Annotated in this window: 14 protein-coding genes; 3 read left to right on the top strand and 11 right to left on the bottom strand. The window is 69.1% G+C overall.

The features are described from left to right. Position 1 precedes the first annotated feature (1 nt). The gene (locus H6927_07290) at positions 2-676 is read right to left on the bottom strand and encodes a response regulator transcription factor (protein MCP5217905.1); all 675 of its coding nucleotides are present in this window, start codon (positions 674-676) and stop codon (positions 2-4) included. 201 nt (positions 677-877) lie between these two features. On the opposite strand from H6927_07290, the gene H6927_07285 reads away from it, so the two are divergent. The 3 genes from H6927_07285 to H6927_07275 are packed head-to-tail and all read left to right on the top strand — an operon-like array spanning position 878 to position 3580. Next, entirely contained in the window at positions 878-1876 is a 999-nt protein-coding gene (locus tag H6927_07285; protein ID MCP5217904.1) for an ABC transporter substrate-binding protein, read from the top strand. A 2-nt stretch (positions 1877-1878) separates the two neighbouring features. Then, positions 1879-2682 carry an ABC transporter ATP-binding protein gene (locus H6927_07280; GenBank protein ID MCP5217903.1) on the top strand — a complete coding sequence of 268 codons (804 nt, stop codon included), beginning with the start codon at positions 1879-1881 and terminating at the stop codon, positions 2680-2682. Between the two features lie 13 nt (positions 2683-2695). Continuing rightward, positions 2696-3580 (top strand): ABC transporter permease, encoded by an 885-nt coding sequence (locus H6927_07275; protein MCP5217902.1) that lies wholly within the window; start codon positions 2696-2698, stop codon positions 3578-3580. Positions 3581-3793: 213 nt separating this feature from the next. Here the strand turns inward: H6927_07275 and pgi are convergent, their stop codons facing one another. The 10 genes from pgi to H6927_07225 all read right to left on the bottom strand — a co-directional run bounded on the left by pgi (position 3794) and on the right by H6927_07225 (position 15246). After that, positions 3794-5401, bottom strand: coding sequence for a glucose-6-phosphate isomerase (gene pgi, locus H6927_07270; GenBank protein MCP5217901.1), 1608 nt, complete (start codon positions 5399-5401; stop codon positions 3794-3796). Between the two features lie 4 nt (positions 5402-5405). After that, positions 5406-6353, bottom strand: coding sequence for a transaldolase (tal, locus tag H6927_07265; GenBank protein MCP5217900.1), 948 nt, complete (start codon positions 6351-6353; stop codon positions 5406-5408). Between the two features lie 32 nt (positions 6354-6385). Beyond that, entirely contained in the window at positions 6386-7435 is a 1050-nt protein-coding gene (locus tag H6927_07260) for an ABC transporter ATP-binding protein (GenBank protein MCP5217899.1), read from the bottom strand. Then, positions 7436-9637, bottom strand: a complete 2202-nt coding sequence (locus H6927_07255; GenBank protein MCP5217898.1) for an iron ABC transporter permease — start codon at positions 9635-9637, stop codon at positions 7436-7438. Positions 9638-9656: 19 nt separating this feature from the next. After that, positions 9657-10670 carry an ABC transporter substrate-binding protein gene (locus H6927_07250; protein MCP5217897.1) on the bottom strand — a complete coding sequence of 338 codons (1014 nt, stop codon included), beginning with the start codon at positions 10668-10670 and terminating at the stop codon, positions 9657-9659. 137 nt (positions 10671-10807) lie between these two features. Next, positions 10808-11299, bottom strand: coding sequence for a YbhB/YbcL family Raf kinase inhibitor-like protein (locus tag H6927_07245; protein MCP5217896.1), 492 nt, complete (start codon positions 11297-11299; stop codon positions 10808-10810). Positions 11300-11377: 78 nt separating this feature from the next. Further along, on the bottom strand, positions 11378-11974 hold the full coding sequence (locus H6927_07240) for a choice-of-anchor C family protein (protein ID MCP5217895.1): 597 nt from the start codon (positions 11972-11974) through the stop codon (positions 11378-11380). Between the two features lie 196 nt (positions 11975-12170). Next, positions 12171-13232: an ATP-binding cassette domain-containing protein gene (locus H6927_07235; protein ID MCP5217894.1), complete on the bottom strand. Its 1062-nt coding sequence runs from the start codon at positions 13230-13232 to the stop codon at positions 12171-12173. Positions 13233-13279: 47 nt separating this feature from the next. Continuing rightward, a complete protein-coding gene (locus tag H6927_07230) occupies positions 13280-14254 on the bottom strand; it encodes an ABC transporter ATP-binding protein (protein ID MCP5217893.1) in 975 nt (324 codons plus the stop codon). A gap of 80 nt (positions 14255-14334) precedes the next feature. After that, positions 14335-15246 (bottom strand): ABC transporter permease, encoded by a 912-nt coding sequence (locus H6927_07225; protein MCP5217892.1) that lies wholly within the window; start codon positions 15244-15246, stop codon positions 14335-14337. Positions 15247-15288: the final 42 nt, after the last annotated feature.

Below are 15288 nucleotides of genomic sequence, written 5' to 3'. Positions count from 1 at the left end.
ATCAAACGCCCTCGCGCATGCGCAGCAGGTAGCCGACGCCGCGCAAGGTGATGATGGTGGCTTGGCTGGCGTCGAGCTTCTTGCGCAGGCGGTGCACGTACAGCTCCAGCGCGTCCACGCCGGCCTCGTCGTCCAGGTCGAACAGGCCGTCGAGCAGGGCCTGCTTGGGCACCGTGCTGCCCTGCTTGAGCATCAGCGTCTCCAGCAGCGCGCGCTCGCGCGGCGGCAGCGGCAGCGGCGCGCCGGCCAGCGTGAACTGGCGCGTCTGCAGGTCGTAGCCCAGGTCGCCGCACAGCAGGGTGTTGGCGCGCCCCGGCACCTGGCGGCGCACCAGCGCCTTGATGCGCGCCACCAGCTCGCGCCCCTCGATCGGCTTGACCATGTAGTCGTCGGCGCCGATCTCCAGGCACAGCACCTTCTGGTCCAGCGAGGCGCTGGCCGTCAGGATGAGCACCGGCACGCCGTCGCCGCGCTCGCGCAGGCGCCGCAGCACGCCCTTGCCGGACAGCTGCGGCAGGTTCAGGTCCAGCAGCACCACGTCGTAGCGCTGCTGGCGCAGCAGCTGGTCGGCCGCCTCGCCGTCGGCCACGCTGTCGACGATGAAATCCTGCTCGCGCAGCAACTGCGCCAGCCAGTGGGCCAGCGATGCGTTGTCCTCGATCAGCAGCAGCTTCATGGCGGGGAAATTCTAGGGCCCGGCGCGCCATGGACGAAGGCCGCGGCGAGGCGTGGGCGGGCGCACGGGCCAGAAAAGGCAAGACCAGGGAAAACCCCAGTCATTGCGCACCCACGGCGAAAGCTGGATGAAGGACGGCGGTTTCTACAGTGGACGACGTCCTCACCCGAACCGACAGGAGACCATGTCATGAAAACCCCGATGCTTCGCCTCAGCCTGATCGCCGCCGCCCTGGCCGTGTCCGGCACCCTGCCCGCGCAGGCGGCCGACGCCAACACCGTCACCATCATGGTGGGCGGGATCAACAAGATCATCTACCTGCCCGCCAAGCTGACCGAGGCGCTGGGCTACTTCAAGGACGAGGGCCTGAATGTCGAGCTGCAGTCGCAGCCCGCCGGCGTGGATGCCGAGAACCAGCTGATCGCCGGCGCCGTGCAGGGCGTGGTGGGCTTCTACGACCACACCATCGACCTGCAGGCCAAGGGCAAGGAGGTGGAGGCCATTGCCGTCTTCGGCAAGGTGCCGGGCGAGGTGGAGCTGGTCTCCACCAAGGCCGCGCCCAGCTTCAAGAGCATGGCCGACGCCAAGGGCAAGACGCTGGGCGTGACGGGCCTGGGCTCGTCCACCGACTTTCTCACGCGCTACCTGGCGCTGCGCCAGGGCGTGGAGTCCAAGGACTATTCGCTGCTGCCGGTGGGCGCGGGCAACACCTTCATCGCCGCCATCAAGCAGGACCGCATCCAGGCCGGCATGACGACCGAGCCCACGGTGTCGCAAATGCTCAAGACCGGCGAGGCCAAGGTGCTGGTGGACATGCGCACCGAGGAAGGCACCAGGGCGGCGCTGGGCGGCCTCTACCCGGCGCCCAGCCTGTACGTGTCCAACGCCTGGGCCGACTCGCACAAGGAGCAGGCCACCAAGCTGGCCCACGCCTTCGCCAAGACCATGCAGTACATCCACACGCACAGCGCCGAGGAGATCGCCGACAAGATGCCGCGCGACTTCTACGGCAACGACAAGGCGCTGTACGTGGCCGCGCTCAAGAGCTCGCTGCCCATGTTCACCACCGACGGCCGCATGCCCGAGGGCGGGCCGGAGACGGTGCTGAAGGTGCTGTCCACCTTCAAGCCACAGGTCAAGGCCAAGAACATCGACCTGTCCAAGACCTACAGCAACGCCTACCTGCCGGCCGCCAAGTGACCATGAGCCCCACCGAAGTGTCCGCCGGCGCCGCGCCGGCCATCCAGTTCGACGACGTGTCGCTGCGTTTCATCTCCGGCGACGGCACGGCCACCGTGACGCTGCGCAACTTCACGATGGCGGTGGCGCGCGGCGAGTTCGTCGCCATCGTCGGCCCCACGGGCTGCGGCAAGTCGACCACGCTGAACATGATCACGGGCCTGCTGCAGCCCACGGTGGGCGCGGTGCAGGTGATGGGCCAGCCCGTCAGCGGGATCGACCCGCGCATCGGCTTCGTGTTTCAGGCCGACGCGGTCTTTCCGTGGCGCAGCGTGATGGACAACGTGTCGGCCGGCCCGCTGTTTCGCGGCATGCCGCGCGCGCAGGCGCGCGAGCTGGCGGCGCAGTGGATCAACCGCGTGGGCCTGAAGGGGTTCGACCAGCACTACCCGCACCAGCTGTCGGGCGGCATGCGCAAGCGCGTGGCGCTGGCGCAGACCTTCATCAACCGCCCCGAGATCCTGCTGATGGACGAGCCCTTTTCGGCGCTGGACATGCAGACGCGCACGCTGATGCAGGACGAGCTGCTCAAGCTGTGGGGCGGCACCGGCGGCTCGGTGGTGTTCGTCACGCACGACATCGAGGAAGCCATTGCCCTGGCCGACCGCGTGTTCGTGCTGTCGGCGCGCCCGGCCACCCTGAAGCGCGTCTACACCATCGACCTGCCGCGCCCGCGGGTGATGGCCGAGGTGCGCTACCACCCGAACTTCATCGAGCTGTCCAAGCGCATCTGGGCCGACCTGCGCGAGGAAGTTTCCATCCACTGACCGGGCATCCACCATGAATACCGCTGTCCTCGTCCAGGCGCCCGGCGCCGCCGCCGCCGTGCCCGCCTCGCTCAGCGACGAAGCGCTGGCACGCGAATCGGTGCGCGCCCAGGCCGCCCTGCGCCGCCGCAAATGGGTCATCATCGGCCTGCGCCTGCTGTTCCTGCTGGTCGTGCTGGGCGGCTGGGAGCTGGGCGCCAGCCGCAAGTGGATCGACCCGTTCTTCTATTCGCAGCCTTCGCTGATCTGGGAGCAGATCGTCGAGTGGGTGCGCGACGGCACCTCGCAGGGCCCGCTGTGGGTGCAGATCGCCGTCACGCTGGAGGAAACCATCATCGGCTTTCTGATCGGCGGCATCGGCGGCATCGTGTTCGGCATCGTGCTGGGGCGCAACAAGCTGCTGGCCGACGTGTTCAGCCTCTACATCAAGATCGCCAACTCCATCCCGCGCGTGGTGCTCGGCTCGGTGTTCGTCATCGCGCTGGGCCTGGGCATGGCCTCCAAGGTGGCGCTGGCCGTCGTCATGGTGTTCTTCGTCGTCTTTGGCAACGCCTTCCAGGGCGTGGTCGAGGCCGACAAGTACCTGATCGCCAACGCGCGCATCCTGGGCGCCTCGCCGCGGCAGGTGACGACCGCGGTGGTCATTCCGTCGGCCATGTCGTGGATCCTGGCCAGCCTGCACGTCAGCTTCGGCTTTGCGCTGGTGGGCGCGGTGGTGGGCGAGTTCCTGGGCGCCAAGCAGGGCATGGGCCTGCTCATCGCCACGGCGCAGGGGGCCTTCAACGCCAGCGGCGTGTTTGCCGCCATGATCCTGCTGGCGGCCGTCGCCCTGGTGGCCGACTTCGTGTTGACGCGGCTGGAAAAGCGCCTGCTCAAGTGGCGGCCGGCGGCGTTTTAGGCCCACCCCCAAGCTGCGCGGACTTCGTTCCGCTTCGCTCGGTGCTCGCCACCTGAGGTGGCGGCCCTTCGGTCTGTCCAGACCTGCGCAGGCAGGTCTGGAGCCGCAGACCTCAGCCCCCTGCAAGGGGGCATCGCATTCGGCCGGGCCAAGCCCGGCCCTCGCGATCGCTGGCTTGGCCTGCTCCGCGGCCCTTCGGCTCTTTGATTTTTATCAGGAGCTGCGCAACCGAGCCAGCAGGCCCGCCGTCGAAGCATCGAGCACGCTGCTTTCGGTGTGCGCCTGCAGCGCCGCCTCGATCTCGCCGGCGTGGCGCTTGCCCAGCTCCACGCCCCACTGGTCGAAGCTGTTGAGGCCCCACAGCGAGCCGAGCACGAAGGTGCGGTGCTCGTACAACGATAGCAATGCACCCAGGCTGCATGCCGACAGGTCGGGCAAAAGCAGCACGGTGGAGGGCCGGTTGCCGGGAAAGTGGCGCTCGGGCGCGTCGCCCGCCTGGCCGCACATCAGCGCACGCGCCTGCGCCAGGGCGTTGGCCAGCAGTCGGTCGTGGTGGCCGGGCAAGGCGTGGGCGGCATCGCGCACCAGCACGAACTCCACCGGCACCACATCGCTGCCCTGGTGCAGCATCTGAAAAAACGCGTGCTGGCCGTTGCTGCCGGCCTGGCCCCAGGTGACCGGGGCGCTGGCAAAGGCCAGCGGCCGTCCGCGCGCATCGACGCCCTTGCCGTTGCTCTCCATCTCGAGCTGCTGCAGCCAGGCCGGCAGGCCGCGCAGGCCATGGTGGTACGGCGCCACGCAGCGGCTGGCCAGGCCGTGGAAGTTGCGATACCACAGATCGAGCAGCGCCAGCTGCACCGGCAGGTTGCGTTCCAGGGGGGCGCCGGCAAAGTGCTCGTCCAGCGCGCGCGCGCCGGCCAGCAACTGGGCGAAGCCCTCGCGGCCGATGGCGATGGCAATCGGCAGGCCGATGGGCGACCAGAGCGAAAAGCGCCCACCCACGCCTTCGTCGAAGCTCAGGCAGCGGCCCGCGCCGAAGGCGGCTGCCGCGGCCGGGTTGGCGCTGACGGCAACGAAGCGGCGCGCCACCTCGCCCCCGCCCTGCGCCACGAACCAGTCGCGCGCCGACTGTGCGTTGCGCAGGGTCTCGGCCGTGCCGAAGGTCTTGGAGGCGACGATGAACAGGGTGCGCGCGGCCTGCAGCGGCGCCAGCACGGCGGCCAGCTCGTGGCCGTCCATGTTGGCGACGAAGTGCAGGCGCGGCCCGTTCACGTGGCCGCTGGCGCGCAGCGCCTGCACCACCACGCGCGGCCCCAAATCGGAGCCGCCGATGCCGATGTGCACCACGTCGGTGATGCCGGCATCCGCCCGCACGGCCTCGGCCAGCTCCATCATCTCGCGCCGGCTGGCCTGCACCTGGGGCGGTACGTCAACTATGTTTTTGATAGCTGATGGGGCATGATCCGTGGGGGCTAAGGCCGGATTTGATTCGGAACGCCAATGCACGTGGGTGACCGGCCGGTCTTCGCTGACGTTGATGCGCTCGCCGCGCAGCATGGCGTCGCGGTGGGCCTCGACGCGGCACTCGCGCGCCAGCTGGGTCAGCAGGCGCTGGGCGGTGCGGTCGATGAGGTTCTTGGACAGGTCGGCGAACAGCGGCGGCGCCTCGAGGCTGAAGGCGGCGAAGCGCCCGGCGTCCTGCGCGAAGGCACGCCGCAGGTCGAACGCCTGCGGCCCCTCGAAGGCCTGCCGGAAGTGCGCTGTCAGCAGCGCCCACGCCGGCGCCTCGTCGCAGCGCGGGCGCTCTTGCCAGACCCCCATGGCTTCAGCGCGCCTCGATCAGCGCCTCGAGCTTGCGGGCATCCTGGATGAACACGCGGATGCCCTCGGCCAGCTTCTCGGTGGCCATGGCGTCCTGATTGAGCGCTAGGCGAAAGCCCGCCTCGTCGTACTGCACCGGCTCCAGGTCCAGCGCGCGGGCAGCCTCCGCGTCCAGCGCGCGCGGCAGCGGCTCCTGGCTGGCGGCCAGCTGCGCCATCAGCTCGGGCGCGATGGTCAACAAATCGCAGCCGGCCAGCGCGGTGATCTGGCCGACGTTGCGAAAGCTGGCGCCCATGACCTCGGTGGCGATGCCGAAGTGCTTGTAGTACTCGTAGATGCGGCGCACCGACTGCACGCCCGGATCGTTGGGGCCCGCCATGGCGGCCTCGTCCCAGCCCGCGCCGGCGGCCTTCTTGTACCAGTCGTAGATGCGGCCGACGAAGGGCGAGATGAGCTGCGCCCCGGCCTGGCCGCTGGCCACCGCCTGGCAGAACGAGAACAGCAGCGTCATGTTGCAGCGGATGCCGCGCTGCTGCAGGCGCCGGGCGGCCTGGATGCCCTCCCAGGTGCTGGCCACCTTGATCAGCACGCGCTCGGGCGCCACACCCTCGGCCTGGTACAGGGCCATGATGCGCTCGGCGCGCGCCACGGTGGCCTCGGTGTCGAAGGACAGGCGGGCGTCCACCTCAGTCGACACGCGCCCCGGGATCAGCGACAGGATTTCGCAGCCAAAGCGCACCAGAAGCCGGTCCACCTGCTCATCCAGCGGCCGGCCGGCGTGCGCGGCCACGGTCTGCGCCAGCAGCGGCGCGTAGTCGGGCTTTTGCACCGCCTTGAGGATCAGCGAGGGGTTGGTGGTGGCGTCGCGCGGCTGAAACTGGGCGAACTGCCGGAAGTCGCCGGTGTCGGCCACCACGGTGGTCCACTGCTTGAGGGCGTCGAGCTGGTTCATAGCCCTTGATTATCCTGCGTGCCGGGCGCAGATCAGGCCGGCGCGGCCGCCACCACCGACACGCCATGCCCGCCCAGGCCCAGCGCGGCCTGCGCCCCCACGGCCAGCGGCGCCTGCACGTCGGGCGAGATCACCAGGATGCTGCCCAGCGGGGTATCAAAGGTGTATTCGAGCACGCTGCCCAGATAGGCGCGCTTGCGCAGCGTGGCCGGCAGGCCTTGCCCAACCTCCTGCACGCGCCAAGCCTCGGGCCGCACGGCCACCTTGACGGCGCCGGCCGGCAGCGCACGGCGCGGCTGGATCTGCAGCGGGCCGATGCGCACCTGCCCGTCGGCTGCGGCCGTGCCGGGCAGCAGCAGCGCGTCGCCCATGAAGCCGGCGACAAACTCGCTGGCCGGGTGCTCGTACAGCTCGGGCGGCGTGCCGGCCTGGGCGATCACGCCATGGTCCATCACGATGATCTGGTCGCTCACGGCCAGCGCCTCGCTCTGGTCGTGCGTGACGTAGGCCACCGTCAGGCCCAGGCGCTGCTGCAGCGCGCGGATTTCCTCGCGCATGTCGCGGCGCAGGCGCGCGTCCAGGTTGGACAGCGGCTCGTCGAACAGCAGCACCGCCGGCTCCAGCACCAGCGCGCGCGCCAGCGCCACGCGCTGCTGCTGCCCACCCGACAGCTCGCTGGGCAGGCGCGCATCCAGGCCCACCAGGCCCACGCCCTGCAGGGCCGCCTGGGCCCGCTCGGCGGCGCGCGCCTTGTCCACGCCCGACATCTTCAGGCCGTACATCACGTTGTCGCGCACGCTCATGTGCGGAAACAGCGCGTAGCTCTGGAACATCATGCTCACGTTGCGCTCGGCCGGGCCCAGGGTGGTCACCTCGCGCCCGCCGATGAACACCTGGCCGCTGGTGGGCAGCTCCAGCCCGGCGATCATGCGCAGCAGGGTGGTCTTGCCGCAGCCCGAAGGCCCCAGGATGGTGGTCAGCGTGCCTTGGGGCACCTCGAAGCTCACGCCCTTGACGGCCAGCGCGGCAGCGGGGCCGCTGCCATAGCGCTTGACGACGTTCTTGAAAACAATGCCCGACATTCAATCACTCCCCTGCGGCTGCGCGCCCGCGCGGCGCCGGCCCAGCCTGCGCTCGCCCACCAGCGCCTGGATGAGCGCCGCGCACAACGCCATCAGCACGATCAACACGGTGCAATAGGCCAGCGCCACGCCATAGTCGCCGTTGCCCACGCGGCCGATGATGTAGGTGGTGGCCAGCTCGTTTTCAGCGGTCACCAGAAAGATCACCGCGCTGACGGTGGTGATGGCCCGCACGAAGCTGTAGACCAGCGCCGTCACCAGCGCCGGCTTGAGCAGCGGCAGCACCACGTGGCGCAGGGTCTGCAGGCTGCCGGCGCGCAGCATCAGCGAGGCCTCGTCCAGCGAGCGGTCCAGCTGCTTGAAGGCCGCCGTGCCGGCGCGCACGCCCACCGGCAGGTTGCGAAACAGAAAACACAGCACGATGATCAGCGCCGTGCCCGTCAGCTCCAGCGGCGGCACGTTGAAGGCCAGGATGTAGCTCACCCCCAGCACCGTGCCCGGAATGGCAAAGGCCAAGAGCGCCGCGAACTCGAACGCGCCCTGCCCCTTGAACTGCGTGCGCGCCAGCAGCCATGCAATGCCCAGGCCCAGCGCGGCGGTGAGCGGCGCCGAGATGGCCGCCAGCTTGAAGGTGGTGAAAAACGAGTTCCAGGCGGTGCCGGCCCACACCAGGCCGTGCTCGCCCCAGTCCAGCGCGAAGGTGGTGCGAAAGTGCTGCAGCGTGGGCGTGTAGTCGCGCCCCCAGGTCTTGACGAAGCCGCCCGTGAAGGCAAAGCCATACACCAGCAGCGTGAACACCAGCCACGGCAACGCCACGCCCTGCACCAGCCGGCGCACGCCGCGCGGCAGCGGCATGGGAATGCCGGCGTCGCCCTTGCCCGTCACGGTGGTGTAGCTTTTCTTGCCCAGCAAGGCCTGCTGCAGCAAGAACACCGCCAGCGCAAAGCCGGCCAGCAGCCAGGCCAGCGCCGCGGCGCGGCCCTGGTCGTACTGCGCGCCGACGATGGCAAAGAAGATTTCGGTGGACAGCACCGAGAACTGCCCGCCCACCACGATGGGGTTGCCGAAGTCGGCCATGCTCTCGATGAAGCCGATCAGGAAGGCGTTGGCCAGCCCCGGTTTGAGCAGCGGCAGCGTGACGGTGCGAAAGGTCTGCGCCGGGCTGGCGCGCAGGGTTTGCGCGACCTCCTCCAGGCTGGGCGCCACGCCCTGCACCACCGAGCGCATGATCATGAAGGCGATCGGCGCAAAGGCAAAGGTCTGCGCCATCCAGATGCCCACCCAGCCGTAGAACCAGCGCGAGGGCGCAATGCCGAAGGCCCACTCCAGAAACTGGTTGACCAGGCCGGCGCGGCCGAACAGCAGGATCAGCCCCAGGCCCACCACGAAGGGCGGCGTGATGATGGGCAGCAGCGCCACCATGCCCAGCGGCCGCGACAGCCGCCGGCTGCCGCGCTCGGCCATCAGCGCCATCAAGGTGCCCAGCACGGTGGTGCTGGCGGCGGTCATCAGGGCCAGCAGCAGGGTGTTCCAGGCCACGCCGCAGCTGGGGCCGCCGGCCAGGCAGCCCAGGCCGAAGTTGCGGGCGTTGAACAGGCGCTCCCACAGCACGCCGGCCGACGCCTGCCCCTCCTCGGTGAACACCGCCGCCGACAGGGCCTTGAGCACCGGAAACACGATGAACAACGCCAGCAGCGCGCCGCTGACCACCACCGCGGCCGACACGAACAAATCGCCGCGAAACAGCCCGCGCCGCGCCAACCCGAAGGCCGCCAGCACGGCCAGCGCCGCCAGCGCCACCGCCGCGCCCCAGCCCATGCCCAGCTGGCGCGCGGCCAGCTCGCCCCAGGCGCTGTTCAGGCCGTCAAAGGCCCAGCCCCGCGCGCCAATGGCAAAGCCGCTGACCAGCAGGCCGGCCAGGCCCACCACGCCCCCTGCCAACACCCAGGCCCCTTGCGCGCGCCCCGGCGCCATGGCGGCGCCCACAGCTGACAACGCTAGGCCCAGCACGCCCAGCAACAGCCACGGGCGCCCGTAGGCCAGGGCCTGCATCAGCCCGTTGCCGACGTGCTCGTCGCCAAAGCCCTGGCCGATCAGCAGCAGGCCGTTGCTGTCCTGCGCGGCATACCAGGGCAGCGCCAGATAGCCCAGCGCGCCGACCAGCAGCCAGGCCCACAAGGGCCGGTTGGCGGAAAAACCCATGCTGAACCCAGACTCGGCCTTACTTGCCCTGGTTCTGGATTTCCTTCTCCCACTTGGCGATCAGGCGGCGGCGCTCGGCGCTGGCGCCGTATTTGGCGTAGTCGTAGTTGATCAGCTTGATCTTCTTGGGGTCGCTCATGCGCGGGTCGATCGGCACCTTGGCGTTGCTGGGCAGCTGGAACTGCCTGGCCGCCAGGCCGAACTGCTGGCCACCCGGCGTCAGCGCCCACTCATAGAACTTCTTGGCGTTCTCGGTGTTGGGCCCACCCTTGACGATGCTCATGGAGCCCACCTCGGCGCCCGTGCCCTCGCTGGGCGTGGCCTGGCCGACCGGAAAGCCGTTGACCTTCTCGGTGGTCGCGTCGTGCACGAAACTGATGGACACCATGGTCTCGCCGCGCGCCACCGCCTTGACGGGCGCCGTGCCCGAGCGGGTGTAGGCGCTGATGTTCTTGTCCAGCGCCTTCATGTAGTCGAAGGCCTTGTCCTCGCCCATCAGTTGCACCAGCGTGGCGATCATGGTGTAGGCGGTGCCGCTGGAGGCCGGGTTGGCCATCTGGATCTCGCCCTTGTACTCGGGCTTGAGCAGGTCGGCCCAGGAGGTGGGCGCCGCGGCCTTCTTCTTGGCCAGCAGCTCGGTGTTGAAGCCAAAGCCCAGCGGGCCCAGGTACACGCCCACAGTGTGGTATTTGGAGTCGGCCGCCTGCTTTTGCGCCCAGGGGTAGAGCTGCGCCAGCTGGGGCGACTTGTATTCGAGCGTCAGGCCCTGCTCGGCCGCCTGCAGGTGCGGATCGCCCGTGCCGCCAAACCACAGGTCGGTCTTGGGGTTGGCGCGCTCGGCGTTGAGCTGCGCCAGCGCCTCGCCCGAGCCCTTGGCCGTCATGTTGACCTTGATGCCGGTGCTCTTGGCAAACACGGTGGACATCATGTTGCACCACTCGGCCTGCACCGAGCAGATGATGTTGACTTGGCCTTGCGCGGCGGCCAGGCCCGGCAGGGCGATGAGGGACAGGACAAGGGTGGCAGGCTTCATGGCGTGATGAAAAACAAGAAGATGAACGGGCGCCGCGCATCCGGTCGCGCCGCTCCCCCTAGCATTGAACATATCACGCCCAAAGGCCAGCCGCCCCCCGGGGATTCACCGGGCAGGCGCCTCGCGCATGCGCCAGGTCAACGCCCGTAGGTGGCCGTGAACGAGGCCTTGGCCAGCGTGTTGGCGTTGACCATGAAGCCCGCCAGCGCGGCCGGCGCGTCGTCGGGCACGTCGATGCGCGGCACCGACAGCGCGTGCACGGTGAAGATGTAGCGGTGCGGCTTGTCGCCCGGCGGCGGGCACATGCCGCCCCAGGCGTAGATGCCGTAGTCGTTGCGGATCTGGCGCGCGCCGGCCGGCAGCTTGGCGCCGCCCTTGGCACCGGCGTCGGCGGCCAGCTCGTGCACGCTGGCCGGCAGGTCGATCAGCACCCAGTGCCAGAAGCCCGAGCCCGTGGGCGCGTCGGGGTCGTACACGTTCAACGCAAAGCCTTGGGTGCCGGCGGGCTCGCCACTCCAGCGCAGCACGGGCGACTGGTTGGCGCCCGAGCAGCCGAAGCCGTCGAACTCGAAGCGCTGAGCGATGGTGCTGCCGGGGGCGATGTCGGGGCTGGTGAGGGTGAAAGGCATGGCGGTCTCCTGCAAAACCCCAGCATAGTCCACAAGCCCGTCCGGCACGCACGCGCCGGCCGAATGGCCCGTTCGCGCTCAGTGGCTGCGGCGCCGCCCGCGCAAAGCCGCAAGTCCCATCAGGCTCGCCAAAACCATCAAGCCCCACTCGGATGTGGTCGGCACGGGGGCGGGCGTGACATCGGTCACCACCACGTTGTCCAGCGCCGGGCCGCAGTTGGTGGCGTCCTGGCTCGTAAAACCCAAGGTGGTCGTGGCGCCGGTGGCCGTGAACGTATAGGTTTGCGTTGCCCAGCCCATGTTGGAAGGACGGCTATGGCCTGCGGTATCGAAGGTGTAATCGACTGCAGCGCTGCCCGTCGCCAAAACCCGCACGGTTTTGACCTGGGGCCCGCAATCCGTGTTGCCAGCCAAGGCAAAACGGACGCGATACGTGCGACCCGCGATCGTGTCGAAGGCCTGCTCGACACCGCCGGCGCCGATGCCGCTCAGGTCCAGCGAGCGGCTGCCATCTGCGGCCGTCCAATACGTGCCGATGTAGTCGATGCTGGTTCCCGTCACGGTCCACCCGGTGATCTGCGTGTCGCCGGCCGCGAGGTTGGAAAAGCTGCCGGGCGCCGGTCCGGTTTCGAAGCTGCCGTTCTGAAACGGCGCAGCCTGGGCTATCACGCCCATGGTGGCGCCCAAAACCAACAACGAGATGCGCTTGTTCAATGGTTTCACACCTGCTCTCCCTACCGAATTCGATTGACCGGCCCCTCGGGGACCGTATTCAAGTCTCGGTCACGCCTTCAAAAACGTCCAATGCTTCCTGCTGCCAGTGCCGGCCAGCGTTGTGATTTCACGACGTTGATCGGCAAGCGCCTGGGGGTTACGCGCGCCCTTCCTCCACCGCGTGGCAGGCCACCTGAACCCCGTCGACGCTGAGCAGCTTCGGCCGCTCGCTCTTGCAGCGCGCGTTGGCCAGCGGGCAGCGCGGGTGAAAGGTACAGCCGCTGGGCGGGTTGAGCGGGTTGGGCACCTCGCCCTGCACCGGGGTGCGCGCGCGGCCGGTGTCGTGCATCTTGGGGATGGCGTCCAGCAGCATGCGGGTGTAGGGGTGGCGCGGCGTGCCGAACAGGGTCTTCTTGGGCGCCAGCTCGACGATGCGGCCCAGGTACATCACGCCCACGTGGTCGCTCACGTGGCGCACCACGGCCAGGTTGTGGCTGATGAACAGGTAGGTCAGCTGCCGCTCGCGCTGCAGGTTCTTCATGATGTTGAGCACCTGCGCCTGCACGCTCACGTCCAGCGCGCTGGTGGGCTCGTCGCACACCAGGAACTCGGGCTGCGTGGCCAGCGCGCGCGCGATCGAGATGCGCTGGCGCTGCCCGCCCGAGAACTGGTGCGGGAACTTGGCCATGTCCACCGCCGCCAGGCCCACCGACTGCAGCAGCGCGGCCACGCGCTCGTCGGCCTCGGCCTTGGTCTGCACCAGGCCGTGCTCGCGCAGCGGCTCGGCAATGATGTCGGCCACCTTCCAGCGCGGGTTGAGGCTGGCGTAGGGGTCCTGAAAGATCATCTGGATGCCGCGGCGCAGCTCGCGCCCACCCTTGGCCAGCGTGGCGTGCACGTCCTGGTCCTTGAAGAAGAAGCGCCCGCGCGAGGGCTGGTACAGGCCCACCAGCACCCGCGCCACGGTGCTCTTGCCGCAGCCCGACTCGCCCACCAGGGCCAGGGTCTCGCCCTTGTGGATGGTGAAGCTGGCCTCGTCCACCGCGTGCAGCAGCTGGCGCGGCTTGCGCTCGAGCACGCGGTTGAGCCAGGGGGGCGAGACGTCGAAGGTCTTGGCCAGGCCCTCGGCGCGCACCAGCGGGGCATTCACTCCCTCCCCCGCTGGGGGAGGGTTGGGGTGGGGGCCGGCGGCGCTGGCTTCGACCAGGCTTGCCCCCATCCCTGCCTTCCCCCAAAGGGGGAAGGGGCCAATACCTTTCTTGCTCGTCATGCCGCCACCTCCTGTTTGGCATGCAGCCAGCACGCAGCCTGCGTAGCGCCTGCCGGCATCAGCTCGGGGCGCTCGGCGCGGCAGCGCTCGAACACCTTGGGGCAGCGCGGGTTGAAGGCGCAGCCGCGCGGAATGGCGTTCAGCCGCGGCATGGCGCCGTCGATCTGCTCGAGCTGCTCGCGGTCGTGCTCCATGTCGGGGATCGAGGCCATCAGGCCCGTGGTGTAGGGGTGCGCGGGCTGGTTGATGACGTTGTGCACCGGGCCGATCTCGGCGATGCGCCCGGCGTACATCACGGCCACGCGGTCGCAGGTCTCGGCAATCACGCCCATGTCGTGCGTGATCAGCATGACGGCGGCGCCGCGCTCCTGGCACACGCGCTTGAGCAGCTGGATGATCTGCGCCTGGATCGAGACGTCGAGCGCGGTGGTGGGCTCGTCGGCGACGATCAGCTTGGGCTCGGCCGCCAGCGCCAGTGCGATGACGACCCGCTGGCGCATGCCGCCCGAGAACTGGTGCGGGAAGTGGTCGATGCGCTGCTCGGCGGCGGGAATGCCGGTGTCCTGCAGCAGCCGGATGGCGCGCTGGCGCGCCTCGGCGCTGCTGACGGGCAGGTGCGTCTGGATGGTCTCGACCAGTTGGCGGCCCACGCTGTACAGCGGGTTGAGCGAGGTCAGCGGGTCCTGAAAGATGGCGCCGATCTGCTTGCCGCGGACGTGGCGCATCTGCTCGGGCGGCAGCTTGTCGATGCGCCGGCCCTCCAGCACGATCTGGCCGCCGGCCACACGGCCCGGCGGCTCCAGCAGGCCGATGATGGCGGCGCCGGTAAGCGACTTGCCCGCTCCCGATTCGCCCACCACGCCCAGGATCTCGCCCGGCGCGATGTCGAACGAGACGCGGTCGAGCGCGCGCAGGGTGCCGCGCCGATTGGGAAATTCGACCACGAGGTCCTGGACTTGCAACAGGGACATGAAGGGCGTTGACTATGTTTTTGATAGCTTCCGGCGCTTGCTACATCCGCGCCAGAGCCATATTTGATTCGCAATGCACATCAGCGCAGGCGCGGGTTCAGCGCGTCGCGCAGCCAGTCGCCCAGCAGGTTGACCGACAGCGCGATCAGCACCAGCATGGCGCCGGGAAAGATGGTGATCCACCACTCGCCCGAGAACAGGTAGTCGTTGCCCACGCGGATCAGCGTGCCCAGCGAGGGCGAGGTGGGCGGCACGCCCACGCCCAGAAAGGACAGCGTGGCCTCGGTGATGATGGCCGTGGCCACCTGGATGGTGGCCAGCACCAGCACCGGCCCCATGACGTTGGGCAGCACGTGGCGCGTCATGATGCGCCAGGACGACACGCCGGTGACGCGCGCGGCCTGCACGTATTCCTTGCCGCGCTCGACCATGGTGCTGCCGCGCACGGTGCGCGCGTACTGCACCCAGCCTGTCAGTGAGATGGCGATGATCAGCACGCCGAAGGCCACCGACTCGTGCGCGTTGGGAAACAGCGCCCGCCCGACACCGGCGATCAGCAGCGCCACCAGGATGGCCGGAAACGACAGCATGACGTCGCACAGGCGCATCAAGAAGGTGTCGATCCAGCCGCCCTTGAAGCCCGCCAGCAGGCCGAGGGCCACGCCTGCGAGCACCGACAGGATGACCGACACCACGCCGACCACGAGCGAGATGCGCGCGCCGTAGATCAGCGCCGACAGGATGTCGCGCCCCTGGTCGTCGGTGCCCAGCAGGTAGGTGGACTTGCCGTCCGGGTACCAAGCCGGCGGCAGGCGCGCGTCGCTCAGCTCCAGCGTGGTCAGATCGAACGGGTTGTGCGGCGACACCCAGCCGGCAAAGACCGAGCAGAAGATGCAGACGAAGGCGATCACCGCCGCCAGGATGGCCATCGGCGAGTTGCGAAAGCTGTAGCCGACGTCGCTGTCGAGCCAGCGGGCGACGATGTTGCTCATGAATTGATAGCTTGCAGCGCTTGATTGGCGCGCGCCACGGGC

This window comes from Burkholderiaceae bacterium (assembly GCA_024235995.1).
Lineage (GTDB): Bacteria > Pseudomonadota > Gammaproteobacteria > Burkholderiales > Burkholderiaceae_C > Ottowia.
This window is presented reverse-complemented; position numbering and strand designations above follow the sequence as displayed.